Annotated in this window: 16 protein-coding genes; 5 read left to right on the top strand and 11 right to left on the bottom strand. The window is 70.1% G+C overall.

The window, feature by feature from the left end; genetic code table 11:
• From ACWD1Z_RS26345 to ACWD1Z_RS26360, 4 genes are all read left to right on the top strand, one after another.
• Complete coding sequence (locus tag ACWD1Z_RS26345) at positions 1–1,779, top strand: ThuA domain-containing protein (RefSeq protein ID WP_451122051.1); 1,779 nt, start codon at positions 1–3, stop codon at positions 1,777–1,779.
• Positions 1,780–2,021: 242 nt separating this feature from the next.
• On the top strand, positions 2,022–2,792 hold the full coding sequence (locus ACWD1Z_RS26350; RefSeq protein WP_451122052.1) for a polysaccharide deacetylase family protein: 771 nt from the start codon (positions 2,022–2,024) through the stop codon (positions 2,790–2,792).
• Between the two features lie 391 nt (positions 2,793–3,183).
• Positions 3,184–3,600, top strand: a complete 417-nt coding sequence (locus ACWD1Z_RS26355; protein WP_451122053.1) for a hypothetical protein — start codon at positions 3,184–3,186, stop codon at positions 3,598–3,600.
• Between the two features lie 112 nt (positions 3,601–3,712).
• Positions 3,713–4,393, top strand: coding sequence for a class F sortase (locus tag ACWD1Z_RS26360; protein ID WP_451122054.1), 681 nt, complete (start codon positions 3,713–3,715; stop codon positions 4,391–4,393).
• Positions 4,394–4,481: 88 nt separating this feature from the next.
• On the opposite strand, the gene ACWD1Z_RS26365 is transcribed toward ACWD1Z_RS26360, so the two are convergent.
• From ACWD1Z_RS26365 to ACWD1Z_RS26410, 10 genes are all read right to left on the bottom strand, one after another.
• Complete coding sequence (locus ACWD1Z_RS26365) at positions 4,482–8,774, bottom strand: discoidin domain-containing protein (protein ID WP_451122055.1); 4,293 nt, start codon at positions 8,772–8,774, stop codon at positions 4,482–4,484.
• 139 nt (positions 8,775–8,913) lie between these two features.
• Positions 8,914–12,288: a CARDB domain-containing protein gene (locus ACWD1Z_RS26370; protein ID WP_451122056.1), complete on the bottom strand. Its 3,375-nt coding sequence runs from the start codon at positions 12,286–12,288 to the stop codon at positions 8,914–8,916.
• Between the two features lie 344 nt (positions 12,289–12,632).
• Positions 12,633–13,643 carry a LacI family DNA-binding transcriptional regulator gene (locus ACWD1Z_RS26375; protein WP_451122057.1) on the bottom strand — a complete coding sequence of 337 codons (1,011 nt, stop codon included), beginning with the start codon at positions 13,641–13,643 and terminating at the stop codon, positions 12,633–12,635.
• 148 nt (positions 13,644–13,791) lie between these two features.
• A complete protein-coding gene (locus tag ACWD1Z_RS26380; RefSeq protein ID WP_451122058.1) occupies positions 13,792–15,810 on the bottom strand; it encodes a glycosyl hydrolase family 28-related protein in 2,019 nt (672 codons plus the stop codon).
• Between the two features lie 127 nt (positions 15,811–15,937).
• Positions 15,938–17,542, bottom strand: a complete 1,605-nt coding sequence (locus ACWD1Z_RS26385; protein ID WP_451122059.1) for a glycoside hydrolase family 13 protein — start codon at positions 17,540–17,542, stop codon at positions 15,938–15,940.
• A 108-nt stretch (positions 17,543–17,650) separates the two neighbouring features.
• Positions 17,651–18,526, bottom strand: coding sequence for a carbohydrate ABC transporter permease (locus ACWD1Z_RS26390; protein ID WP_451122060.1), 876 nt, complete (start codon positions 18,524–18,526; stop codon positions 17,651–17,653).
• 16 nt (positions 18,527–18,542) lie between these two features.
• Positions 18,543–19,502: a carbohydrate ABC transporter permease gene (locus tag ACWD1Z_RS26395; protein ID WP_389419599.1), complete on the bottom strand. Its 960-nt coding sequence runs from the start codon at positions 19,500–19,502 to the stop codon at positions 18,543–18,545.
• Between the two features lie 119 nt (positions 19,503–19,621).
• Positions 19,622–21,037: an extracellular solute-binding protein gene (locus ACWD1Z_RS26400; RefSeq protein ID WP_451122061.1), complete on the bottom strand. Its 1,416-nt coding sequence runs from the start codon at positions 21,035–21,037 to the stop codon at positions 19,622–19,624.
• A gap of 369 nt (positions 21,038–21,406) precedes the next feature.
• Complete coding sequence (locus ACWD1Z_RS26405) at positions 21,407–21,568, bottom strand: hypothetical protein (protein WP_451122062.1); 162 nt, start codon at positions 21,566–21,568, stop codon at positions 21,407–21,409.
• A 24-nt stretch (positions 21,569–21,592) separates the two neighbouring features.
• Positions 21,593–23,566: a tetratricopeptide repeat protein gene (locus ACWD1Z_RS26410; protein ID WP_451122063.1), complete on the bottom strand. Its 1,974-nt coding sequence runs from the start codon at positions 23,564–23,566 to the stop codon at positions 21,593–21,595.
• Between the two features lie 161 nt (positions 23,567–23,727).
• On the opposite strand from ACWD1Z_RS26410, the gene ACWD1Z_RS26415 reads away from it, so the two are divergent.
• Complete coding sequence (locus ACWD1Z_RS26415; RefSeq protein WP_451122064.1) at positions 23,728–23,970, top strand: DUF5133 domain-containing protein; 243 nt, start codon at positions 23,728–23,730, stop codon at positions 23,968–23,970.
• 63 nt (positions 23,971–24,033) lie between these two features.
• On the opposite strand, the gene ACWD1Z_RS26420 is transcribed toward ACWD1Z_RS26415, so the two are convergent.
• Positions 24,034–25,605 (bottom strand): pectate lyase family protein, encoded by a 1,572-nt coding sequence (locus ACWD1Z_RS26420; RefSeq protein ID WP_451122065.1) that lies wholly within the window; start codon positions 25,603–25,605, stop codon positions 24,034–24,036.
• Positions 25,606–25,800: the final 195 nt, after the last annotated feature.

Consider the following 25,800-nt stretch of genomic DNA (forward strand, 5'->3'; position numbering starts at 1 on the left):
ATGCGTACCCGACTCAAGACCGTTCTCGGCCTGTTCGCCGGCCTCACGCTCTGTCTGACACCGCAGGCCACAGCCGTGCCCGAGCCGGCGGACCAGCCGGCCGGCAAGACCCGCCAGGTGACGGCTGCCCGGCCCGCGGCCGATGCGGCGGCCGACCCGGCGTACAAGATCCTCGTGTTCTCCCGGACCGCCGGCTTCCGGCACTCGTCGATCGACGACGGCATCGCGGCGCTGCGGTCCCTCGGCACGGCCAACAACTTCACCGTCGACGCGACCGAGGACCCCCAGGCCTTCACCACCGGCAACCTCGGCCAGTACAAGGCCGTCGTCTTCCTCTCCACGACCGGTGACGTGCTCGGCGACGGCCAGCAGACCGCCTTCGAGCAGTACATCAAGGGGGGCGGCGGCTACGTCGGCATCCACGCGGCGGCCGACACCGAGTACGGCTGGCCCTTCTACGAGGGCCTGGCCGGTGCCCTGTTCCACTCCCACCCGGCCATCCAGTCCGCCACCGTCAAGGTCGAGGACCGGGCCCATGACGCCACCGCCCACCTCGGCAGCACCTGGCAGCGCACCGACGAGTGGTACAACTACCGCTCCAATCCCCGCACTTCGGCCCGTGTGCTCGCCTCCCTCGACGAGTCCAGCTACTCGGGCGGGAACATGTCCGGCGACCACCCCATCGCGTGGTGCAAGGACTACCAGGGCGGGCGGGCCTTCTACACCGGAGGCGGCCACACCGACGAGTCGTACGGCGAACCCGCGTTCCGGCGGCACCTCCTGGGCGGCATCCGCTGGGCCGCCGGCATGACCGAGGCGGACTGCCGCCCCGAGACCGGCTACACCTCCCTGTTCAACGGCTCCTCCACGACCGGCTGGCGGCAGGCCGGCCCCGGCGGCTTCACCCTCGCCGACGGCAGCCTCACCTCCTACGGCGGCCTCGGCATGCTCTGGTACGCCGCCAAGGAGTTCACCGGCGACTACTCCCTCAAGCTCGACTGGAAGATGGCCGGCGACGACAACTCCGGCATCTTCCTCGGCTTCCCCGCCTCCGACGACCCCTGGTCGGCGGTGAACAACGGTTACGAGATCCAGATCGACGCCACCGACGCGGCCGACCGCACCACCGGCGCCGTCTACGGGTACAAGTCCGCCGACATCGCGGCACGCGACGCCGCCCTGAACCCGCCCGGCGAGTGGAACACCTACGAACTGCGCGTCACCGGCGAACGGCTGGAGATCTTCCTCAACGGCCGCAAGATCAACGACTTCACCAACACCGACCCCGCCCGCAGTCTCCAGCAGGGCCACATCGGCATCCAGAACCACGGCGACGGCGATGACGTCGCGTTCCGGAACATCCGGATCGACGAGGCGGGCGGCACCACGCCCGGTCCCCGCACGGGTGCGGTGAAGGGCGTCAACGGCAAGTGCCTGGACGTCGACGGCTCCAACACCGCCGACGGCACAAAGGTCCAGCTGTGGACCTGCAACGGCACGAACGCGCAGAACTGGACGCTGGCCGGCGACGGCAGCGTCAAGGCGCTGGGCAAGTGCCTCGACGTCTCCGGCGGCGGCAGCGCCGACGGCACCAGGATCCAGCTGTGGACCTGCAACAACACCGGCGCCCAGAAGTGGGCACCCCAGGCCGACGGCACCGTCCGCAACCCGCAGTCCGGCAAGTGCCTCGACGCGTCCGGCGGCACCTGGAACGACGGCACCGCCGTCCACCTGTGGACCTGCCACACCGGCCCCAACCAGAAATGGACCCTTCCCTGACCGACTGAGCCACTGAACAACTGAACGACTGAACGACTGAACGACTCACGATCTGAGCGAGCCGCACGGGTGAGGGCCGATTCCCCCGGCCCTCACCCCCGGCTCGCCGGGTTGTTGTCCGCGAACTCCCCCGGGTTTGTCCGTGATCGGTAACGGACGCATCCGGGGGCTCCCGTCTGTCGTCCTGCCAGGTGGTCGCACGGCGGCCCTGGGTGTGAGGGACTGCGGGAAGCGGGGCGGACATGGCACGGCACGGTGGCGGGCGGGGCTGGTACGGCAAGATGATCGGGGCGGCGCTGGGGGTGACGGTGCTCGCCACCGGCGCCTCGGTGTGGACCGTGCAGGCGGGTGCCGCGAGCAGCGGTTCCTCGGCGGAGGCAGCCAGGCCGAGCCCTGCCGCCAAGCGGGTCGCGGTGACCATCGCGCACGCCTCCGACGCGGGGCCGCGGGGCGTCAACCTCACGATCGACGACGGCCCGGACCCCGTGTGGACCCCCCAGGTGCTGGACGTCCTGCGGCAGTACGGGGCGAAGGCCACGTTCTGCATGGTGGGCACCCAGGCGCGGGCCCACCCGGACCTGGTGAAGGAAGTGGTCGCCGCCGGCCACCGGCTGTGCGACCACTCGGTGGCGCACGACACCACCATGGACCAGCAGTCCCAGGCCTACCAGTCGCAGCAGATCCTCGACGCCGAACGCATGATCACCGAGGCGTCGGGCGGCGTACGGCCCATGTACTACCGGGCGCCCGGCGGTGCCTTCACCCCCTACAGCCGCACGCTCGCCGCCTCCCGGGGCATGCGCCCGCTGGGCTGGAACGTGGACACCAAGGACTTCGAGCAGCCGGGCGCGGACGCCATCGTCGCCACCGTCCAGCGGGAACTGCCCAATGGGCCGACCGTCCTCTTCCACGACGCGGGAGGCGACCGCTCCCAGACCGTGGAGGCCCTGCGCCGGATCCTGCCCTGGCTCAAGGAGCAGGGCTACGCCTTCGGCTTCCCGGTGCTGCGCTGAGCCGTACGAGTCCGGCGCAGGCGAAGGTCTCGCCCTCGCGTGGCGCCCTGGTCCAGCCGGTCCTCGTCCGCGTCCGGTCGCGGAACCCACTCGCGCTGCCAACGGTCAAGAACGTCCGGCCAGTTGAAGGATTCGCCGCTCATGGCCGGATGGTGTCATGCGGCACTGACAACGGCCCGCCCAGCGTCGCGCCGGGGCCCCGCCGCGACCCCTCTCACAACACTTTTGGCCCAGTGATGAGGAGGTGACCGGCAGCGGACGGCGTGTCACCCGGCGGGTCGTCCCAAGTGGCGGGCGCCGGGTTCCCGGCTGACCGTGGATCACGTCGAGGCGGGGCCCGATCCAGTTGATACAGCGTCAGCGACCCGCTCGTCGGCAGAACGGACGTCAGATGCACTCTGCACGCGCACTGCTCGCCATCTCGGCGGCTTCGGCCGCCCTCGTCCTCAGCGCCCCGGGCGCCCACGCCGTCGAACCCGACCGGGACCACGAGGAGTCCTCGTACAGCCAGGACCACGGCACCGGCCGGGAGGACGAGCACCGGGGTGAGGACTCCTGGGGTGACAAGGAGCACGGCAAGGAGGACTCCTGGGGCGACAAGGACCACGAGAAGGACGACTCCTGGAGCGGCAAGCACGACGAGAACTCCTGGAAGGGTGACCACGAGAAGCCCAAGGGCGGCATGCACACCGGCGGCGGCGGGCTGGCCGGGCCCACGGTGACCGCGGGCGGGCTGGCGGTCCTGGCGGTCGCCGGTACCGGTCTCTACGCGGCGCGCCGCCGGAAGAGTGCCGGAAGCGTGGCCTGACCATGCCGGGCGTCATAGCCACCGCGGCCGCCACGTGTGTGCCGCGTGGCGGCCCCGCGGTCCCCGTCGTCCCGTCAGCTCCGCTGCTGTGCCCAGGTGAGGTGCCCTCTCCATGACAGCTCGTCCCTCCTCCCGGACCGACGCCGATACGCCCCGGGCGAAGCCGGGACTCCGCGCCCGTGTGCTGGTCATGTCGGTGGCCGCCGCCCTGGTGGTGCTGGCCGTGAATGTCTTCGGCGACGACGAGCCCTCCGCCTCCTCCAGTACGTCGTCTGCCGCGCGGGCCGCCGCGTCGTCCCCGCCCGCCGGCCTGCCGGCGCAGCAGTCGGCGGGCAAGCACCTGCCCCGGGCCAAGCCCGTGCGGCTGCTCATCCCGAAGATCTCCGTCGACGCCCCCTTCACGGACCTGGCCATCGGCCCGTCGGGACAGCTCGATCCGCCGCCCGCCGACGACGTCAACCTCGTCGGCTGGTTCGCCAAGGGAGCCGCACCCGGGGAGCGGGGAACCTCCGTCGTCGCCGGGCACGTCGACACGGCCACCTCGCCCGCCGTCTTCGCGGACCTCGGGGAGCTGGAGAAGGGAGACACCTTCCAGGTCGAGCGCGCCGACGGCCGGACGGCGTCCTTCGTCGTCGACAGCGTCGAGACCTTCGCCAAGGACGACTTCCCCGACGAGCGGGTCTACGCCGACACCGCGCAGGCCCAGATCCGGCTCATCACCTGCGCGGGTGACTACGACCGCGCGGTCAAGGACTACACGGACAATCTCGTCGTCTTCGCCCACCTCGCGTGAGACCTGACGCATGAGACCGGGCACATGAGACCGGCGCCTGCCGCGGGGGCAGGCGCCGGCCTCGGTCGTCAGGGACGTGGACCTGCTGTCAGCAGGGGTTGATGGTGAGCTTGAACGTGGTGGTGGTGTTGCGGATGTTCTCGTCGTTGTCGCTCATCCGCAGGCAGTTGAACGTCGCCTCACCCACGGCGGGGCCCTGACCGGGTTCCGGCATCTCGTTCACCCAGATGCCCATGCCGGACTTGGCGTCCCAGGCGTCACCGCTGCGCTTGGCGCCGGTGATCGAGATGTCGGAGAAGACGGTGTCCTTGACGGGGTTCTCCGGCTGGCTGCCGTTGTACTTCGTCTGGAACATGATGCCGCTGTAGGTCGGCGACACGATGTCCACGTTGTTGACACGGATGCCCTGGAAGACCTTGGACGCCGAGAACAGCCACATGCCGGGGAAGGTCTGGTTGCCCCAGAAGTGGCCGCCCGCCCGGACGATCGAGATGTTCTCGAACGTGGTGGGGTCGGTGCCGAAGCCGTTCATCGGGTAGCCGAAGTCCAGCGAGGAGATGGTGATCCCGGAGTACACGAGCGTGTCGGCGATGTGGATGTTGCGGAAGGTGTTGCTGTAGCCGCCGTACACGGCGATGCCCGCGGCCCGCCAGGTCAGGGTGGTGCTCAGGTTCTCGTAGACGTTGTTCTTCATGTCCGCGCCGCCCGCGTCGATCGCCGAGAACAGCGCGAAGCTGTCGTCGCCGGTGGCGCGGGCGTCGTTGTTGGACACGAGGTTGTCCGTGGAGCCGTTGGTCATGTTGACGCCGTCGGCGAACATGTTCCGGATCCGGGAGTTCCTGATCGTCATCCGGTCGGTGTTGGCGCCCCAGTAGAGGCAGACCATGTGCTCGTTCCAGATGTCGTCGATGACGATGTCCGACACGTTGGCGAAGTCGAACACCTTGCCCGGTCCGTCGATGCGCGAGGTGTAGTTGCCGAAGTAGGCGAAGCCCTTGAAGAGCGAGCCCTTGGCCGTCGCGTCGGCGCGGAAGCCGACGTCCGTGTTGTCCTGCGTGGTCGGGGCGTGGAACTTCGTGTACCAGGGTCCGGCGCCGACGACCTTCACGCCCTTGCCGTAGACCTGGAACTTGCTCGACGTCTGGTAGTCGCCGGGCGGCAGGTAGACGCCGACGAGCTTGCCGGTGGTGTCCATGCGGACCCGGTCCAGGGCGTTCTGCACGTCCTGGTGGGTGAATCCGGCGGGTACCGCGTAGGCCGCCGGGTCCGGGTTGGCGACCGGGGTGGCCTTCTCCAGGCTGATGAAGTCGAAGGCGTAGTGGGCGGCGGTGTTGGCGGCGTCCTTCTGGAGGCGGATCTTGCTGCCCGCGGGGACGGTCTCGCCCAGCAGGATGTGCGCCTCGTCGTAGATGTGCCGCGGCGCGCCCGAACCGGGGTCGTTGCCGGGTCCGGCCTCGGCCCCGTACAGCCAGGCGTACTTCGAGGTGAGCGGGAGGGCCTTCTTGAAGGTGCCGTCGACGTAGACGTTGATGGTGGAGTCGATGCCGCCGCCGCCCGGGGCGTCCGGGATGGAGAAGCGGGTGACCAGGGTGTTCGTCTCGGCGCGGGTGGTGAACTCGACGTACTCCCCGGTCGCGTCGAGGGTCACCGCCTTGCGGCCGGACGCCTCACCGGCGATGTCGCCGACGGTCCGGTTGGGTCCGACGACGCGCGCGCCGCCGCCGACGGCGCCGTCCTCGGCCTCGTAGGTGGTGTACGGCATGTCGGCGCCGCGGCCGACGAACAGGGGCTGGGTGGCGGTGTTGTTCTCCCGCTTGACCGGCAGTTCGTTGGCGTCGGCGGCGATGACGGTCCTCACGGTGTAGGAGCCGTTGGCGGCGGTCCAGGGACCGAGGGTCACCTCGGCCGTGGCACCGGCGGCGATGGTGCCGGTGTGGGCGCCGGTCAGGGTCCTGACCGTGGCCCCGCTGCCGTCGACGACGGTGAGCGTGACGGCGTGGCTGCCCGCGGCGCTCGCCTGGGTGCCCTGGTTCTTCACCGGCACCTTGAAGGAGACGGAGTCACCGGCGCTGGGGCTGGACGGGTTGGTGGTCACCGTGCCGGCGACCAGGTCGGAACTGGTGACCGGCTTGACGACCAGGGCGGTGGGCCGGGTGTAGGTGTTGTTGGTCTCGTTCTGCTCGATGATGTCGTTCGCCTCGTCCGCGACCGCGCTGAGCTCGTAGGAGCCCGCGTCGCGGGCGCCGATGGAGGTCTGGACGGTGGCCTGGGCTCCCGGTGCGAGGGCGGTGACGTCGGCGGTGGCGACCTTGGTGCCGCCCAGGCGTACGGCGACCTTGCCGGCGGGGGCGGGGGCCGGACCGTCGTTGCGGACGGTGGCGGCGACGGTGATGACGTCCGACTCCACCGGTGCGGCGGGGGACGTGGTCAGATTCGTGACGACGAGGTCCGGGTTGGGCGCGGGCACGCCGACGATCTGGAACTCGGCGAGCTGGCCCGCCGGGGCGCCGGTGTTCGCGGTGAACCTCAGCCGTACGTCGGCCACCCGGCCGCCGACCGGGACGGTGACGGTGTTGCCGCTGCCGGGGCTGAACTCGTAGCTCTTGGCCGCGACCAGGCTGGTGAAGGCGGTGGCCTTCTGTTCCCGGCCGAGGACCTCGATCGTCTGGGAGCGGGCCGACCATGCCGTGTCCGGGTTCAGCTTGAGCACGAGCCGGTCCAGGTCGGCGTTGGCGCCCAGCTTCACGGTGAGGGTCTGGGGGTAGCTGCCGCCGGCGCCCTCCCAGTAGGTGGCGGTGCTGTTGTCGTTGGCGTTCGCGGCGACGAAGCTGTGCACCGTGGAGGATGCCTCGATCGGCTTGCCGACGGCGAGGTTGGAGCCGTTCTGGCCGCTGCCGTTGCGGGTGACGCTGTTGCTGTCGCCCGACCTGTTGCCCGCGGCGTCCTTGGCCCGGACGACGTAGGTGACGGTGCTCGTCGTGGGCTGGGTGTCGGTGTACGTGGTGACGTTCCCGGCCACGCTGCCCCGCAGGACGTTGTTGGCGTAGAGGTCGTATCCGGTCACCCCGACGTTGTCGGTCGAGGCGGTCCAGGTGAGCTTGACCTTGCCGGGGTCGGCCTCGGTGAACGCGAGGTTCGCCGGGGCGGTCGGGGCCTGGGTGTCACCGGCGTCGCCGACGCGGGTGACGGTGTTGCTGTCGCCGGACTGGTTGCCGGCCGCGTCCCGGGCCCGTACGCGGTAGGACACGGTCTGGTTCGCGGGGCGGTTGTCGGTGAAGGCGGTGACGTTTCCGGCGACGCTGGTCAGCAGGTCGCCGTTGGCGTAGATGTCGTAGGCGGTGACGCCGGTGTTGTCGCTCGCGGCCTTCCAGGCCAGCCGGATCTGGCCGGTGGCGGGTTCGGTGAAGGCCAGCTCCGAGGGTGCGGTGGGGGCCTGGGTGTCGCCGGTCGCCGGGCCGTAGATCTCCAGTTCGGATATCTGGGCGGCGGGCTGGACGGTGTTCGCGGTGACCAGAACGCGGACATAGCGGGTGGTGGTCGCGTCGAGGGTGATGGTCGCGGTGTTGTCGTTGGCGGCGGTGAAGGCGTAGGCCTGCGAGGAGGACAGGTCGGTGAAGGCCGTGCCGTTGGTGCTGCCCTGGATCTTCAGGGTCTGGCTGCGGCTCTCCCAGCCGGCCGGGAGCTTCAGGACGACGCGGTTGATGGCGCGGGAGGTGCCGAGGTCGGCCTGGAGCCACTGCGGCAGGGCGTTGTTGGAGCTCTCCCAGTAGCTGGCCCGGTTGCCGTCATTGGCGTTGCCCGCCGTGTACACCTCGGTGTGGCTGCTGGCGGTCAGGGTGCGTCCGGCGGCGAGGTTCGCGGAGGTGTCGTCGGCCGAGTGCACCTCCAGCTCGGAGAGCTGGGCCGCCTGCCAGCCGGTGTTGGCGGTGATGTCGACGCGGACGAACCGCGTCTGGGTGGCCGGGAACGACACGACGACGGTGTTCCCCGCGCCCGGCGCGAACGTGTAGGTGGCGGAGCTCTTGAGGGTGGTGAAGCTGGTGCCGTCGGCGCTGCCCTGGACGGAGAGCGTCTGGTTGCGGCTCTCCCAGCCCGCCGGCAGCTTCAGGACCACCTCGTCCACCCGGGTGGACGACCCCAGGTCGGCCTGCACCCACTGGGGCAGGTTCGATCCGGCGCTCTGCCAGTAGGTGCCCTGGTTGCCGTCGGTGATGTTCCGGGCGCCGTACTCGGTGTGGGAGGTGCTCGCCGACGCGGCGTCGCCGAGCGCGATGTTCGGTCCGCCGGCGGCCTCGGCGGCCATCAGCGGGCCGCCCAGCACCAGCAGGCTCGTGGCGATCACGGCGCTGAGGCACCGGGATCTCCAGATGCGGGTTGTCATCCAGTCCTCGCTCTTCCGCCGCGTGCACGAGGGCACGCGGCGCGACTCGGGGGGAAGTGTGCGGATTCGGCGCTTGCCAGGTCGTACCGCCGGTGCGGCGGCCCGGGGGAGCGGGCCGCCGTACCGGTGCCGGTGGGGGTCAGGTGCGGTTGATGACGAACTGCGAGCCGGGCTCGACGCAGATGTCGCTCTCCGCCGAGTTGGTGATGGTCACGTCGGTGAGGGTGGCGCTGCCGCGGGCGCCGCCCATGGCGAGGACACCGCAGCCGTTGACCGACTTGTCGATGCGGACGTTGTTGATCTTCACGTCCGGCATGGCGCCGCCACCCGTCTTGAACTGGATGCCGTCGTAGGTGGAGTCGTGGATGTCGGTGTCGCGGATGGTGACCCCGGGGATGTTCGGCCCCTGCGCGAAGAGGGTGATGGCGCCGAACTCCTGGTCCTCGTTCCAGAACGCCCCGCCCGTGCGGTACAGGCCGTTGTTGGCGATCAGGGTCTGCCCGGAGAAGGGCAGCGGGTCGTGGTCGGTGGCGAGCATGATGCCCGGATAGTTCATGGTGTCGGAGACGAGGTTGTTCTCGATGATGTTGCCGTAACCGCCGTAGACCGCTATGCCGTTGGCGCGCCAGGGCAGCTGGATCGTGTTGTTGCGGAAGTGGTTGTCGTGGCCGATGTCGACGGCGGTGTCCTTGACGTACTTGCTGGCCCATACGGCGAGGGCGTCGTCGCCGGTGTTGCGGAAGGACGAGTTGTAGACGGTGGAGTTGCGGGTGCCGTTGGCGAAGTTGACGCCGTCGGCATAGGTGTTGCGGATGCGGACGCCGCTGAACTCGACCCCGTCGCCCGGTCCCCACAGCTCGGGGATGTTGGAGTAGTCACGGCCGACCCAGGCGCCCACGTTGGCGTGCTCGATCCACACGTTGGTGATCTTGGTGTCCTTGCCGAAGCGGCCGTTGAGGGCGACACCGCCCTCCGCTCCCCCGTCGCCGCCCCGGATGGTGCCGGAGCCGAAGATGGCGATGTCGGAGATCTTGGTGTTGTGGTCGATGTCGAAGCCGAAGTTGCCCTCGTGCGGGTGGTTGATGCCGCCGGCCTGGTGCGGCGGGGTCAGCGCGTACAGCTGCGAGTGCCACATGCCGGCGCCGCGGACGGTGACGTCCCGGATGCCGACCTGGTTGTACTGGCCCCGGTTCTGCGGGTCGTCGGTGAGGATCTTCTTCTCCTGGCGCCACTGGCCGGCCGGGATCCACACGCAGTCGATCTCGCCCTTCTGGTCGGCGGTGACGGCGCGCTGGATGGCGTCCGCGTCGTCGATGCCGTCGTTGGGCACGGCGCCGTACTCGGTGATGGACGTGCACGCGGCGGGCTTGGCGGCCGGGGCGGCGACCTGCTCCAGGTCGATCAGGTCGATGATGTAGAAGGCGGCGGAGTCACCGGCGTCCCGCTGGAGTCGGAACTTCGTGCCCGCCGGGTAGGTCTCGGTCAGCAGCGCGTTGGACTCGTCGAAGAGCCGGCGCGCGTCGCCGCCCGGGGTGTTGGTCAGGCCCTCGGGGTCGTCGGTGCTGCCGTAGAGCCAGCTGTGCTTGGAGGAGAGGGTCAGCTTCCGGACGAACCTGCCGTCGGCGTAGAGGCTGAGCGTGGCCTCGCGGCCGCCGCCGGTGGCCGAGTCGGGGATGGAGTTGCGCACCACGATCGAGTTGGCCGCGTTGGTGGAGGTGAACTCCACGTGGTCGCCGGTGGCGTCGAGCCGTACCGAACGGCGTCCTGAGGATTCGGTGGCGAAGTTGGTGTGCCCGAACGTGCGCAGCTTGTCCGCCGTCAGCAGGGTCCCGTCGTAGGTGCCGTCCTCCGCCTCGTACTCGGTGTAGGGAACGGCGGCGCCGCGTCCTACGACGATGGAGCGCGCGAAGACGTTGTTGTTCTCGTCGGTCTCCGCGACCGTCCCGGTGGCGTCGGCCGTCGCCGTGAGGGTGGCGCCGCCGCTCGTGGCCTTCCAGGTGCCCGAGATGGCGACGGTGGCCGTCTCGCCCGCGGCGATGGCCGGCGTCGTGCCCTGAAGGGTGGTCTCGCCGACGGTGAGGCGGGTGATCGTACCGGCGGGGACCGTGCTGGTCCCGCGGTTGTTGACCGCCACGGTGAAGGAGACGGAGGAGCCGGCCGCGGGTGCGGCCGGGTTGCTGGTGATGCCGGTGACGCGCAGGTCCGGGCCCGGGGCCTGGGTGACGGTCAGCTTCCTGTCGGCGGTGCGGCTGTTGTTGCTGTTGTCCAGCTCGGCGACGGTGTCCGTCGGGTCGACGGCGGCGGAGACCGTGTAGGAGCCGGTCGGGCGCTTGCCGACGGGGACGCGGACGGTGGCGGACGATCCGGCCGGGAGGGCGGCGACCGGAGCGGAGCCCGCGACGGTGCCCTCGACGCTGACGTTCACGGTCGTCGCGGGGGCGGGGGCGGTGCCGGCGTTGCGCACGGTGGCGGTGACCGTGACGTCGTCCTTCTCGGACGGGGAGGCCGGGGACCAGGTCAGGTCGGTGACGACGAAGTCCGGGTGGGGTGCCGCCTTGCCGATCACCTGGAGTTCGGCGACCTGGCCGCCGGGGGCGCCGGTGTTGGAGTGCACGGCGAGCCGCACGTCCGCGACGCGGCCGGTCACCGGGATGACGACGGAGTTCTGGCCCGAGGAGGGGCTGAAGGAGTACTCGGCCCGGGCCTTCAGGGTGGTGAAGGCGGTGGCGCCCTGGGCGCGGCCCAGGACTTCCAGGGACTGCTTGCGGGCCGCCCACACCTGATCCGGGTTCAGCTTGACGGCCACGGCCTCGATGTCCGCGGCGGCGCCGAGCTTCACGGTCAGGTTCGCCGGGAAGCCCGCCGACTCCCAGTAGGTGCCGACCTGGTCGTCGTTGGCGTTCGTCGCCACGTAGTTCTGAGTCGTGGACGTGGCCTCGATCGGCTTGTTCCGCGCCAGGTTGGTGCCCTCGAGGGGCGGCTCGCCGGGGTCCTCGCCCGCCTCGCCGTAGATCTCCAGCTCGGACAACTGCGCCGCGTTCCAGCCCGAGTTGGAGGCCACCTGCACCCGGACGAAGCGTGCCGTGGCGGAGGGCAGGTCGATGTTCACGGTGTTCGCCGCGGCGGGGGCGAACGCGCGGGCCTGCGCGCCGGCGAGCGTGGTGAAGGAGCCGCCGTCGGAGCTGCCGAGGATCGCCAGGGACTGCGAGCGCCCCTCCCAGCCGGTGGGGAGCTTCAACGCCACGCGGTCCAGCGGGACTTGGGAGCCCAGGTCGACCTGCACCCACTGCGGGAAGGAGCCCGTCGGGCCTTCCCAGTACGACTGCTGGCTTCCGTCGGTGACGTTCGCCGCCGGGTAGCCGCCGTGCGCTCCGCCGGCCGTCGCCGTTCTGCCGAGCGCGAGGTTGGGGCCGACGTCCGCGGCGTGGGCGGGGGCGGGCAGCAGTCCGACGGTGAGCAGGCCCGCTGTCAGCAGTCCGGCCCCCCATCGCCTGCCCATAGGTGTGCCTCTCATGGTGACCTTTCCGCGATGTGGGCGCGGCACGTGCCCGGCTCCGCCCGCCGGTCCGGCCGGACGTGGACATCCGCCAAGGGCCCGGTGGGAGAGCTGACAAGGTCGTGCGCCGGGAGCCCAACATGACTCCGACAAGGAACAGCGACACCAAGCCAACTTATTGAGTAACTTTGTGACTTGTTTGCATCACTGGAGTGAGAGGTTTCTACTGCGTGACGAGTTTGTCAACGGTTCCGTCCGGGTCATGACAGCGAAAGAGCCCGGAAACGGCAACGGCACCGGTATCGGAGCCGCTGAAGCGGCGGTGATACCGGTGCCGAAGGTCTGGAGGCGGAGCCGGGCGGTCAGCGCGCCGGCGGGGGCGCGGTCGAGCCGCGGACGACGAGCTCGGGCTCGAAGAGCAGCTCCCCGGGGTGGGAGTGGGAGCCCTGGATCTGGGCGCACAGCAGGTCGACCGCCGCACGGCCCATCGCCTCGATGGGCTGGCGCACGGTCGACAGGGGCGGCTCCGTGCACGTCATGAACGCGGAGTCGTCGAAGCCCACCACCGACACGTCCGCGGGCACGGTGAGCCCGCGCCGGCGGGCGGCCCGGATGGCCCCGAGGGCCAGCGGGTCACTGCCGCACACGATGCCGGTGACGCCCTGCTCCAGCAGCCGCGCGGTCGCGGCCTGTCCGCCCTCCAGCGAGAAGATCGACCGCTGCACGAACTCCTCGGGCAGCTCCATGCCCATGGCCTTGGCCGCCACCCGGGCGGCGTCCAGCTTGCGCCGCGACGGGACATGGTCGGCAGGGCCCACGACCAGGCCGATCCGCTCGTGGCCGAGGGATGCCAGGTGGCGCCAGGCCTGCTCGACGGCGACCGCGTCGTCGCAGGCGACGCAGGGGAAGTCCAGGCCCTCGATCGACGCGTTGACGAGGACGACCGGCACCTTGCGCTCCGCCAGCAGGTGGTAGTGCTCGTGCGGCGCGTCGGCCTGCGCGAAGAGGCCGCCGGCGAAGACCACGCCGGACACCTGCTGCTGCAGCAGGAGGTCCACGTAGTCGGCCTCGGCCACGCCGCCCTTGGTCTGCGTGCAGAGCACCGGCGTGAGCCCCTGCTGCGCGAGCGCGCCCCCGATGATCTCGGCGAACGCCGGGAAGATCGGGTTCTGCAGTTCCGGCAGCACGAGGCCGACGAGCCGGGCGCGCTCCCCGCGCAGCTGCGTCGGGCGCTCGTAGCCGAGGACGTCGAGCGCCGTGAGCACGGACTGCCGTGTCGCATCGGAGACACCGGGCTTGCCATTGAGGACACGGCTGACCGTTGCCTCGCTGACCCCCACCTTCTTCGCCACCTGGGCCAGTCGTCGCGTCATGCATGCAAGCGTAACGCAAAACCCGCAAGTTGTTGCGGCCGATCCCTCTTCTTTCTCTCTGCCCGCAGGCCCTCGGCGGGCCCGGATCTGCCCTCAGCACCCGTTTCCCGTTGCCGCCCCTGCGTAAGCGGGCGCAAGCCCGGCGGCGTCACCAGGGGGACGGGGCCGGCGGTGGAACCACCGGGGGCCGGTCGTCGCACGTGATGGTGTTGGGCAGCAGCCGGTCGGTGAGCCAGCCGCCGTCGTTGCCGCCGCGGTCGGTGAGGCTGAACTCCGATCCGGTCGGCGGGAAGTTGAACGCACCGCAGTTGTTCACCCCGACGGCGCCGACGTTGCGGGCGTCGACGTTCTCGAAGGTCGCGGAGCCCTTCACCCGGGCGCTGACCACCGACGTGCCGGTGCCGTCGACGCGGATGTCCTTGAAGTGGACCGCCGGGATGTCGTACCGGTCCTTCACGCCCCAGTCGCTGACCAGCATGATCGCGTTGTAGGTGCTGTCGAGGTAGTGGTCGCCGGTGACCCGGATGTCGGCGTCGATGCTCCGGTCGAGGGCGTAGAGCCACAGGGCGCCGAGTCCGATCCTCCAGTTGAGCTCGAAGGTGCCGGCCCGCACGGTGGTGTTGCCGGTGAAGCGGAGCGTGCCGCTGAACGGCTCGGCGCCGAAGCGGGCGCCCGCGTGCAGGGCGCTGCCCTCGCGGACGGGGTCGGCGACGAGGTTGCCGCTGACGGTGTTGTCCCGGCCGCCGTAGAGGGCGATGCCGTTGGCGAGGGTCGGGGACTGGACGGTGTTGCGGGAGAAGACGTTGTTCGCGTTGTCGGTCTTCTGCGACCACATGGCCAGGCCGTCGTCGCCGGTGTTGCGGACGAAGTTGTTGTGGACGCGCGAATCGGTCACGCCGGTATGGAAGTTCAGGCCGTCGGCGATCTGGTCGGTGATCACGTTGTCGGTGACCTCGACGTTCGACATGGGGCCGTCGAACCACAGCCCCACCTTGGTGCGGTGCAGGTACAGGCCGCGGACGGTGGAGTCGCTCATCGCGCCGCCGATGGCGTTGACCTGGTCGTCGTCGATCCGCTCGCGGACGTCGCCCTCGATGGCGAAGCCGGACAGGTGCACGTTGCGGCTGCCGCCCTGCGCGGCGGGCTTGCCGTACAGACCCACTCCGGTGTGCCGTGAGCCGTCGGGCGCGGGCTGCTCCAGGGCGACCGCCCGGCCCTTGAGGACGGTGTGCCAGTTGCCGGCACCGGTGATCGTGACGTCGTCGACGACGATGTGCCGGTTGACCTGGTAGGTGCCGGGCGGCAGGTAGACGGGCCGGTCGGTGCGGCGGGCGACGGTGATGGCGCGTTCGATGGCGGGGGCGGCGTCGCGCCTGCCGGTGGGGTCGGCTCCGAAGGCGCGGACGTCGACGCCGCCGCGGACGGCTTGGGGCGGTGCGACCAGTTCGGAGTCGAGCAGGTCGATCACGGTCCAGTCCGCCCGGCTGCCGGCCGGCACGGTCAGGCGTACGCGCTCGCCGGCGCGGTGGGTGCGGCCGAGCAGCAGGCGCTGCTCGTCGTAGAAGTGGGTCGGGCGGAAGGGCTTGGTGATCCGCGGTGCCGGGTCGGTGTCGGCCGGGACGCAGGCGCACTCGGTGATCCACCAGTCGGGGTGCAGCAGGTCGGCCTGGGGGTCGTTGGTGAAGGGGTACTGGTTGTAGAGCCAGGAGTACTGCGAGGTGAGCGTCATGGTCGTGCGGTGCCGGCCGTCGACGGTGATGTCGAGGGGCGCCGTGATGCCGCCGCCCTGCCGGGCGTCGGGGATGCTGTAGCGCACGGTGAGGGCGTTCGCGGCGCGCGGCAGGACGAACTCCACGTGCTCGCCGGAGGTGAGCCGGACCGCCGTTCGCCCCGAGGCCTCCGAGGGGAGGGTGTAGGGGGTGCGGTCCGGGCCGATGATCCGGCCGTTCGTCGTGGCGTTCTCCGCCTCTTGTTCGACGAAGGGCACCTCGGCACCGCGGCCCGCGACGAGCGTGGGGTCCAGGGCGGCACGGGTGACGACGGGCTGGGGGCCGGACGAGGGCCGGGGACGCTGGGCGGCGGTGGCGTCGAACGCGGTACCGAGGAAGAGGAGGGCGCACGCGAGGGCGGTGCCTCTCGCTGCGGTCTGGGCACGACTCGGGGACATCGGGGGCTCGCTTCTGTCGCGGAGGGGAAGGAGGCCGTGCGCGTAACAGGAGACGGGAACGGCAGGGTGCGCCGCCCTGTCCGCGCTGTGCCGTGCTGCGCGGACAGGGCGGGCGGTGGTCGGCGGGTCAGGTCCGCAGCCACACGGCGGTGTCCTTCGGCAGCGTTCCGTCGGCGTGCAGCGGACCGCTGGCGAGGAGGAGGCGCTGGTGCGGCGGCAGGCCGGCGGGCGCGTCGGCGAGGTTGACGACGCAGACCAGGCCGTCCGTCCGCCGGAACGCGAGAACGTTGTCGTCGCCGGCCAGCCAGGTCATGGGGCCGTCGCCGAAGCCGGGCCGGGTGCGGCGCAGGAGCAGGGCCTGCCGGTAGAGGGTGAGCATCGAGTCCGGGTCCTCGCTCTGCCGGTTGACCGCGTAGCGCGCCCAGTCGGCGGGCTGGGGCAGCCAGGGCTCGGACGGCGTCCCGAATCCGTAGGACGGCGCCTCGGCCTCCCAGGGCAGGGGGACCCGGCAGCCGTCGCGGCCGGGGTCCGTCCCGCCCGAGCGGAAGTGCATCGGGTCCTCGATGCGGTCCAGCGGGATGTCCGCCTCGGGCAGGCCCAGTTCCTCGCCCTGGTAGACGTAGACGGAGCCGGGCAGGGCGAGGGTGAGCAGGGCTGCCGCACGGGCGCGACGCGTGCCGAGGTCCAGGTCGGTGGGGGTGCCGAAGCGCTTCTTGGCGAAGTCGAAGCCGGTGTCCGCGCGGCCGTAGCGGGTCACGGTGCGGGTGACGTCGTGGTTGCACAGCACCCAGGTGGCCGGGGCTCCGACGGGGGCGTGCTCGGCGAGGGTGTCGTCGATGGAGCGGCGCAGCCGCGCCGCGTCCCAGGGGCAGGTCAGGAAGTTGAAGTTGAACGCCGTGTGCAGTTCGTCGGGGCGCAGATAGCGGGCGAAGCGTTCGGCGTCCGGCAGCCACACCTCGCCGACGAAGACGCCCCCGTACTCGTCGGCGACGGCCCGCCAGGAGCGGTAGATGTCGTGGATGTCGTCCTGGTCGATGAAGGGCGAGGGGTCGACGCCCTCCACGTAGTCGGGCAGCGCGGGGTCCTTGGTGAGCAGGGCCGCGGAGTCGATGCGTACGCCCGCCACCCCGCGTTCGAACCAGAAGCGCAGGACGTCCTCGTGCTCCTGCCGGACGGCCGGGTGGGCCCAGTTGAGGTCGGGCTGCTCGGGCGTGAACAGGTGCAGGTACCACTCGCCGTCGGGGACGCGGGTCCAGGTCGAGCCGGCGAACTGCGACGGCCAGTCGTTGGGCGGCAGTTCCCCGTTCTCCCCGCGTCCGGGACGGAAGTGGAACAGTTCCCGTTCCGGGCTGCCGGGGCCCGCGGCGAGCGCGGCCCGGAACCACGGGTGCTGGTCGGAGACATGGTTGGGGACGATGTCGACGATGGTACGGATGCCCAGCTCACGGGCCTCGGCGATCAGCTTCTCGGCCTCCGCCAGCGTGCCGAAGGCGGGGTCGATGGTGCGGTAGTCGGCCACGTCGTAGCCGCCGTCGACCAGGGGCGAGAGGTACCAGGGCGTGAACCAGACGGCGTCGACACCGAGTTGGGCGAGGTAGGGCAGGCGGGCGCGCACGCCCGCGAGGTCCCCGGTGCCGTCGCCGTCGCCGTCGGCGAAACTGCGCGGGTACACCTGGTAGATGACGGCGTCGCGCCACCAGTCGTCGGTGCGGTGCGGGGTGGGGGCTGCCACGGGGCGGTCCTTTCGGGCAGGGTGGATCTTCGCCGCCGGCCCGGATCGGCGGGGCGTCGGACAGGCCGGCGGCGAAGGCTTCGGGGGTGGGAGACGGGACGGGGGCGGTCAGCCCTTGAGGCCGCCCGCGGTGAGGCCGCTCATGATGTTCCGCTGGAAGACCAGGAAGATCAGCAGCGTGGGCAGGGAGGCGATGGTCAGCGCGGCGATCAGCACGTTCACCGGTACGCCGTTGGACAGCGAGTAGATCCCGACGTTCAGGGTCTGCTTGGCCGGGTCCGGCAGGGTGAGCATCGGCCACAGGAAGTCCTTCCAGACCCCGACGACCGCGAAGATCGACACCACGCCGAGGATGGGCCGGGAGATCGGCAGCACGATCGACCACAGGGTGCGCATCGGGCCTGCGCCGTCCATGGAGGCGGCGTCCAGCAGCTCCTTGGGGATCGAGTCGAAGAACCGCTTCAGCAGGAAGATGTTGAAGGCGTTGGTCACCGAGGGCAGCCAGATCACCCACGGGGTGTTCAGCAGGTTCCGCTCGACGATCGGCACGTCCAGGACCGTCAGGTACTGCGGTACGACGAGCACCGTCGCGGGGATCATCAGCGTCGCCAGCATCATGCCCAGGATCGCCTTGCCGAACACCGGGCGCAGCTTGGACAGCGAGTAGGCGGCGGCCACGTCCAGGACCAGTTGGAAGGCGAGCGCGCCGAACGCGTAGTAGAGGGTGTTCCCCAGCAGCCCGGCGAGGTCCATGACGTCCCAGGCCTGCTGGTAGTTGGCGGGCTCGAAGGAGTCGGGCACCAGCGTCGGCGGGGTCTGGATCACTTCCTGCGCGTTCTTGAAGCCGCTGGAGATCAGCCAGTACAGCGGTCCGAGGAAGACCAGCGTGAAGCCGCCGACGACGACGGTGAACACGGTCCAGTACACGGCTTTGCCGCGGGGCCGGGCGAGTTGGGCCGGCGAGATGAGCGTACGGGTGGACATGGTGGTCTCTCCTGGCCTACTCGTCCTGGGCGCGGCTGAGCTTGACGTACGCCGCCGAGAATCCGGCGAGGAGTACGAGCAGGAGCAGGCCGAGCGCCGCCGCGGCACCGTAGTTGTTGAAGTTGAAGGCGTACTGGTAGATCAGGTAGACGACCGTCGTGGTCGAGCCCTCCGGGCCGGCACCGCCGGTCAGCAGGAAGGGTTCGACGAAGACCTGCATCGTCGCGATGATCTGCATGAGCAGCATCAGCGACAGGATCAGCCGGGTCTGCGGGATGGTGACGTGCCAGATCTTGCGGAGCAGACCGGCTCCGTCGAGTTCGGCCGCCTCGTACAGCTCACCGGGGATGCCTTGCAGCGCGGCGAGGTAGATCAGGGCGGCGCCGCCCATGTTCATCCAGGTGGAGGCGAGGACGACGGAGAACATCGACAAGTCCGCGTCCTGCAGCCACTGTTGCTCCGGCAGGCCGAAGAAGCCGAGCATTTCGTTGAGGAGCCCGTAGCCGGGGTCGTAGAGGTACTTGAACAGCAGCACCGAGGCGACCGGCGGCAGCATCACCGGCAGGTAGACCAGCAGCCGGAGGTAGCCCTTGCCGTGGTGGAACTCGTTGATGACGATCGCCACGACGAACGGCACCGCGAAGCCGAAGACGAGGGCCAGCACGGTGAACAGCAGCGTGTTGCGCCACGCCTGCCAGAAGGCGGGGTCGTTGTAGACCGTGACCAGGTTGTCCAGGCCGACCCAGGTGACCTCGCCGTCCTCGGTCTTCTGGAACGCGAGGAAGAACTCCCGGATCATGGGATACCAGGAGAACAGGGCGAAGCAGACGACCGCGCCGATGAGGAAGCCGTGGGCCGTCAGGTTCCGCCGCAGGCTCTTGGCGAAGGAGCCGCCGGAGGTCGCGCGGGCCGTCTCGCGCGGCTGGGGTGGGCGGGGAGGTCCCGCCTTGCTCTGGGTCAGGCTGGGGGCCGACATCGTTGCTCCTCGGTACTGATCTGCCGTGTCTGTTGCCGGGGCCGGGCCGCCGGGCGATGCGGCGGTAAGGGCCGGGCCGCCGGGCGGGGCGGCACCTCACGCCGCCCCGCCCGGTCGCGTCACTGGTTGGCCAGGATCTGGTTGACCTGCGACTCCGCGGTGCTGAGGAGCTTGTCGACGTTGGCGTCCTTGTTGGTGAGGATGCCGGACATGACGTTGTCGAGGACCTTGTAGATCTCCTGCGCCTTGGGCGGCTCGGCCTTGCCCGCGACGGGGTTGTCCATGAACGTCTTGAAGTTCTCCACCGGCATCGTGGCGTGCTCGGCGCGGGCCGCGTCGTCCTTGGCCTTGGACTCGTTCAGCCAGAAGTTGGGCTGCGGAACACCCACCGGCAGTCCGTCGGCCTTGGTGCGCGCCCAGTCGAACTGGCCCTTGCCGACGGTGAGGTTCTTGAAGTTCAGCCAGGCGACCGCGGCCTTGACCTTGTCGGACGAGATGCCCTTCTTGATCATGTAGCTGTTGCCGCCGGCCAGGGTGGCCTTCTCGCCGGGTATCGGCCCCATGCCGAAGTTCTCGTACTCGGCGCCGAGTTGCTGCGCCATGTAGGCGATGTCGTCGGGGGCGGCGAGGAACATGCCGAGCTTGTCGGTGGCGATCTGCTTCTGGAGGTCGCCCCACTTCAGCAGCTGGGTCTTGCCCATGCTGTCGTCCTCCCAGCGCATGGCGCGGAGGTTCTCGGCGACCTGCTTGCCCGACTCGTTGTTGAACGCGGCCTTCTTGCCGCTCGCGTCGACGATCTCGCCGCCGATGCTGTACATCTGGGCGGTGAAGTGCCAGCCGCCGGTGTTGCCCGCGCTGTACTCGCCGAATCCGGCGATGCCGTCACCCAGGCCGGCGATCTTCTTCGCGGCGGTGCGGACCTCCGCCCAGGTGCGCGGCGGGGCGTCGGGGTCGAGGCCGGCGTCCTTGAAGAGCTTGCGGTTGATCAGCAGGCCCATCGTGTAGTTGCTGGTGGGCAGTCCGTAGAGCTTGCCGTCCTGCTTGAGGGTGCCGAGGACGTTCGGGTCGATGTCCTTCAGCGCGGGGACGGTCTTGTCGTTGACGTACGCGGTGATGTCCTCGGCGCCGTCGTGGTCGAGGACCTGGGGCAGGTCGGTGAAGTAGGTGTAGAAGACGTCCGGCTGGGACTTGGCCTTCAGCATCGCGGTGAAGCGCGGCGGCTCCAGGCACTGGCCCGGGGTGGAGCGGCCCTCGATGGTGACGTTCGGGTAGGTCTTGTTGAACTCCTTGACGTCCTCCTTCCACTGCTTGAGCTCGGCCGCCTTCGCCGTGGGCGGCATGCAGTCGATGGTGATCGTCACCTTCGTCTTCGGGTCCAGCGGCGCGGACGGATCCGACGAGCCGCCTCCCTCGGAAGCGCCACCGCCGTCGTCGCTGCTGCTCGTGCCGCAGGCGGCGAGCGCGGTCAGCGTGAGCGCGGAGACGAGGGCGACCGCGCCGGCGCGGCGGGTACGACGGAACCGGGCACTTCTCATGGGTGGTCCCCTTCGGGCATGAACGTGGAAGGTCACCCCACCACCGGACGGCGGATGCGTTGTGGGGTGCGGCACACTCAACCACTCGCCCCAAGTGAACGCAAGATCTCGCGTTCATTTCGTAATTCTCTGACAAGAGGCAGTCGAGTGCCGGTGGAACGCCCGCGAGAACCCAGCCGAACCGCAAGCGTCAGGCAGGGCGAGCAGCCGGGAAGAGTGTCTGAACTGGGAGAATGCTCCGACCCGGGCTGTAGCGACGCGCAACCTCGCGCCCAGCAAGACTTCCGATGAGCGGAACCTCTTGCGTAGAAGCACCCGGGCGGATAACGCACGGATGCAAGTGCACCCGGTCGTGCCGGTCGAGCTTGGTCAGCAGTGGAGATGCGCTCGGTCGCCGCTGCGTTCGGCGGCCGGGACCGCGGCGAGTGCGACTTCGAAGCCGTCGCCGTTCTCCGGGCAGGCGGCGTAATGCCGGTCGCCGGCGGTCAGGGCCGGGGACTGTACGGCAACCGCACGGGGGTCGCGGCGCATCGCTTCACCACGGAAGGCATGCTCTCACCGGACGGTACGGCTGCCCGGACCACACTGCTCCTGCCAGTGGGCCAGGGCGGACGCGCTCTTGGCCGTATCGGGGTGTTCCGGACCCAGTACTCGGCTCCGGTCGGCGACCAGTTCGGCGAACGCGGCGGCGGCCCCCACGGCGTCCCCGGCCTCGCCTGTCCAGAGCGCGAGGTTGTGCCGCGACAGGAGCGTACGCGGGTGGTCGGGTCCCTGGACGCGGGTGCGATCCCGCACCACGTCGGCGAACGCGGCGGCGGCGCCTGCCGCGTCCCCCGCTCTCCCTCGCCAGCGGGCCAGCTCATGACGGGCGTCAAGGGTGGCGGGATCGTCGGGCCCCAGGACCCGCGCCACGTCGCCGAGAAGATCGGTGAACACGTCGACGGCACGCAGGGGATCTCCCCCCTCTCCCAGGCAGAAGCCGAGGGCCTGCCGGTAGAGGAAGGTCTGCCGGTGATCAGGCCCCACCGTCCGAGTCTGATCGGCGACGACTTCGGCCACGACCGTGGCCGCGGCGGCCATGTCGCCGGCCATCTCCAGGAAGGTGAAGAGTTCCACGCGTACGGCACAGGTGCCGGGGTCCTCCGGTCCCAGCGCTCGCGACGTGTCCTCCAGGAGCGTGCGGAGCGCGGCCGCCGCTCCCGCGGCGTCTCCCGCACCCCGGCGGCGGGCGATATCGAGCCGGGTGTTGAGCGAGTCGCGGTCGTCAGGGTCCCGCAACCGGAGGAACGTGTCGAGCAGTTCGGCCGCCGGGGTCGCGTTCGGCATCCTGCCGAGGCCGATGCGGGCGAGCCAGTCGTCCAGGCCGCCGTCCCTGGCCGCCAGCCGGCCGAGGAACCAGAAGGTGCCCTCGTCACGGGCACGGATACGGCCGTGCAGTTCCTCGATCGCGGCTTCCCGCGACGCGGCTGCGCCGTCGCGATCGAGGACCTCCGCCATCAGCGTGGCAGGCTGCTTCGTGCCCCCGGGCTCGCCGACAGGCGCGGCCTCCAGGTCCGCCTGTATCCCGAATTCCGCGTACATCGCAGGGAGTTGGGCCAGGACGGCCTCGGCCCGGGGAAGCGATGCGGTCAGCATCCTGTCCACGACTGCCGCTCCGGCGGTGATCTCGACGGCGGCGCGGTACATCCGCTCGATGCCCTGGAGATGGCCCGCGATCGCACGTACCGGATCCCAGAACGCCTCCGTGACTTCGTAGACGCCCCCTCCCCCGGAGGAGAGCAGGTCGGCGATACCGTCCACCGAGACGAGGCCGTCAGGCAGGTCGGCGCGACGGCGGGGCGGCGCGTCTGCCCAGTCGGGGGTGGGCAGACCGCGTTCGGCTAGCTCGCTGTCGATGGCATCGCGGACTTCCCCCACCGCTTCCAGGAAGTCACGGATCCCGCTGCGGATCTCGTCGGCCGAGTACACGAAACCGGCCTGCGGGAACGCGACGGCCACCCTCCGCGAGGTCATCAGGCGATCGTCCCCGTCGTAGGCGATCTCCAGGTCAAGCGCGTACACGTACGTGTCGAAGGTGGGTTCCATGCCGAGCCGCACCTCGAACCGGTCCGCCTCGGCCTGTCCCACCACCTGGGAGAGGCCGATGACCGCCCGGAAACCCTCGGCGTCCTCGGGCGGCGGGAGGGCGGCGTCGTACGTGGCGGACACCGGCAGGAGCGCGCCGACCCACAGGGCGCGGTAGGGGGTCAAGCGCATGCCGGCGAACATGCTCCCGCAGCGGACCGCTCGGTGCACGCGCACCACGAGCCGCTTGAGTACGGCCGGCTGGCCCCCTGTGTTGCGCACCTTGACGTCGAGCACGGGCGACATGTCCCGCGGACCCGATGCCTCCGGCTTCGGCGGTGGCGCGATGCTCACGTCGACGAGTTCGACCTGCGACTTCGGCGGGCGCCGAGCGCGAAGCGCCGCCCACGCACCGATGATTGCGGCCGCGATGCCGCCGATCAGCCCGAGAACCGTAGCCAGCACGAGATCGACGCTACACGGTGGGCGACCGGCTCGACGCCGCCGTTCTCATATCCACCCACCGATGATCGACATCGCTGGGAAGAGGGAAGCATGTCCGTCGGGATGCGGGGCACATGCGTCGGTGCGTGACCCATGTGACGACGGACCACCAGGAGGCTCTTGTGCTGATGGCACACCCCGCCGTGCTGACGAACCTGATCGAACAGTACGAGACCCTGCGCATCCTGCATGCTCAGGACGGAAGCGCGGACGTGCGCCAGCGCATGGACGACGTCGCCTACACCCTGTGTGTGGCGACGGGGACGGCCGACGTGGACGCCGCCCTCATCGCGGCCCGTCATCAGCTGCCCGGCGCCCGCCCGGAGGACGACTCCGTCCTCACCGCCCCCGCGGCAGGCCACTGACCCGCGCCACCGAAGAGCAGTGTGCTGCCCCGCTCGGGAGGAACAGCGGGGCAGCGGGTGTTGCTAAGAGCCGTAGGTCTCGAACTCCGCCACCCGCGGAGTGCCCGAAGACCCGGTGATCTCGAAGGTGATCTTCCGCAGTGAGGTCCGCGGGAAGGTGATGACGCCCGCGCCGCTGCCGGAGGTCAGGACGGCTCCGGTGTCGCCGTTGAGCAGCCGCCAGGAGCCGATGGCCCCCGCGGATCCGGACGCCTCACGGATGTTGACGCTGGACACCGCGGTGGCGGAGCCCCACTTGATGGAGACGGCACCGGTCGATCCGGCCGGTGACCAGTACGTGCTCATGCTGCCGTCGCGGACGTTGCCGTAGCTCGTCCCGTCAGCCTTGCTGGAGCCGTCGGAACCCGCGCCGATGCTGAGGTTGGTGCCGCTGGGCTGGGTCGGCGTCGGAGTCGGAGTCGGGGTGGGCGTGGGGGTCGGAGTGGGCGTCGGAGTGGGCGTCGGAGTCGGAGTCGGAGTGGGCGTCTGCGGGGTGCAGTTGCCGTCCGACACCCGCAGGCCGGTGCCCGCGCCCGCGGTCCGGCGCACGACGTCGGGCACGCAGGTGGCCGCGTCGAGGGTGTAGGCGTAGGGGATGCTCACCGAGGTGTTGGACTGGGGGTTCGGACCGGCCGGGCGGTTGTCGGTTCCCGGCGCGGACCAGGTCACGTTGTCGAAGACGTTCCCGCTGACCTGCCAGTAGCCGAGCTGGTCGGTGTAGAAGGTGCCCAGGACGTCCTTGGAGTCCTCGAAGTAGTTGTTGTCCACCTTGGCCTTGGCGCCCGCGCGGGAGTTGATGCCGGACTCGTTCAGGCCCGTGTAGTGGTTGTTGTAGATGTGCGAGATGCCGCCGCGCAGCAGGGGCGTGCGGGAGTCGATGTTCTGGTACAGGTTGTGGTGGAACGTGACGTACCCGTTGGAGACGTCGCTCTCGCTGGAGCCGATCAGGCCGCCCCGCCCGGAGTTGCGCAGGATGCTGTACGACAGCGTCACGTACTGCGTGTTGTCCTTCATGTCGAAGAGACCGTCGTACCCCTCCGACTCCCCGCCCGACGCCTCCAGGGTGGTGTGATCCACCCAGACGTTGCGGACGCCGCTCTCCATGCCGATCGCGTCGCCGCCGTTGGAGGTGGGCGAGCCGGACTTCTTCACGTTCCGGATCGTGACGTTCTGGATGATGATGTTGCGGGATTCACGGATGTGGATACCCAGTTGGTCGAAGACAGCCCCGGAGCCCACGCCGACGATCGTGACGTTGCTGATCTGCTTGAGCTCGATCACACCGTCGGCCGTGTTGCAGCTGGTGCCGGAAACCTTCGCGGTGTTGCCGTGGTTGATGGTTCCCTCGACCTGGATGATGATCGGCGTGCTGCTGCTGGCCCGGCCGCAGAGCGCCGCGTGGATCTGGGTACCGGTGGTGGCCCGGACCGTCTGTCCGCCCGCGCCGCCGGTGGTGCCGCCGTTCTGGGTCGCGTATCCGGTGGCGCCGCCGGTCGCCGCGGACGCCTCCGGCACCGACAGGGCCACACCGGCGGCGGTCGCCAGCGCGAGCGCCGCCGAGGCCGCGGACAGTCGCAGGGCGAGAGGTCTTCTCATGGTCGTCTCCCGAGATCTTCGTCTACGTCCGATGCGTGGTGCGTCTTTCCGTCTGCTCGCGGACCTGGGGTCCGTGCCGCACGGGCGGGTCCCGGAGCACTCAGCAGCACTCCGGGAAAGCGCTTTCTGGCCGGAGACGATAGGGGTGGGGGGACGGTCCGACAAGACTATGGACTGAATCCGGTTCACATTCTC

This window comes from Streptomyces sp. NPDC002784, assembly GCF_053592135.1.

What these genes read in the sequence shown, in the direction of transcription:
- ACWD1Z_RS26345 (WP_451122051.1), top strand. Translation starts at nt 1, where the DNA reads ATGCGTACCCGACTCAAGACCGTTCTCGGCCTGTTCGCCGGCCTCACG.
- ACWD1Z_RS26350 (WP_451122052.1), top strand. Translation starts at nt 2,022, where the DNA reads ATGGCACGGCACGGTGGCGGGCGGGGCTGGTACGGCAAGATGATCGGG.
- ACWD1Z_RS26355 (WP_451122053.1), top strand. Translation starts at nt 3,184, where the DNA reads ATGCACTCTGCACGCGCACTGCTCGCCATCTCGGCGGCTTCGGCCGCC.
- ACWD1Z_RS26360 (WP_451122054.1), top strand. Translation starts at nt 3,713, where the DNA reads ATGACAGCTCGTCCCTCCTCCCGGACCGACGCCGATACGCCCCGGGCG.
- ACWD1Z_RS26365 (WP_451122055.1), bottom strand. Translation starts at nt 8,774, where the DNA reads ATGACAACCCGCATCTGGAGATCCCGGTGCCTCAGCGCCGTGATCGCC.
- ACWD1Z_RS26370 (WP_451122056.1), bottom strand. Translation starts at nt 12,288, where the DNA reads ATGAGAGGCACACCTATGGGCAGGCGATGGGGGGCCGGACTGCTGACA.
- ACWD1Z_RS26375 (WP_451122057.1), bottom strand. Translation starts at nt 13,643, where the DNA reads ATGACGCGACGACTGGCCCAGGTGGCGAAGAAGGTGGGGGTCAGCGAG.
- ACWD1Z_RS26380 (WP_451122058.1), bottom strand. Translation starts at nt 15,810, where the DNA reads ATGTCCCCGAGTCGTGCCCAGACCGCAGCGAGAGGCACCGCCCTCGCG.
- ACWD1Z_RS26390 (WP_451122060.1), bottom strand. Translation starts at nt 18,526, where the DNA reads ATGTCCACCCGTACGCTCATCTCGCCGGCCCAACTCGCCCGGCCCCGC.
- ACWD1Z_RS26395 (WP_389419599.1), bottom strand. Translation starts at nt 19,502, where the DNA reads ATGTCGGCCCCCAGCCTGACCCAGAGCAAGGCGGGACCTCCCCGCCCA.
- ACWD1Z_RS26400 (WP_451122061.1), bottom strand. Translation starts at nt 21,037, where the DNA reads ATGAGAAGTGCCCGGTTCCGTCGTACCCGCCGCGCCGGCGCGGTCGCC.
- ACWD1Z_RS26405 (WP_451122062.1), bottom strand. Translation starts at nt 21,568, where the DNA reads ATGCGCCGCGACCCCCGTGCGGTTGCCGTACAGTCCCCGGCCCTGACC.
- ACWD1Z_RS26420 (WP_451122065.1), bottom strand. Translation starts at nt 25,605, where the DNA reads ATGAGAAGACCTCTCGCCCTGCGACTGTCCGCGGCCTCGGCGGCGCTC.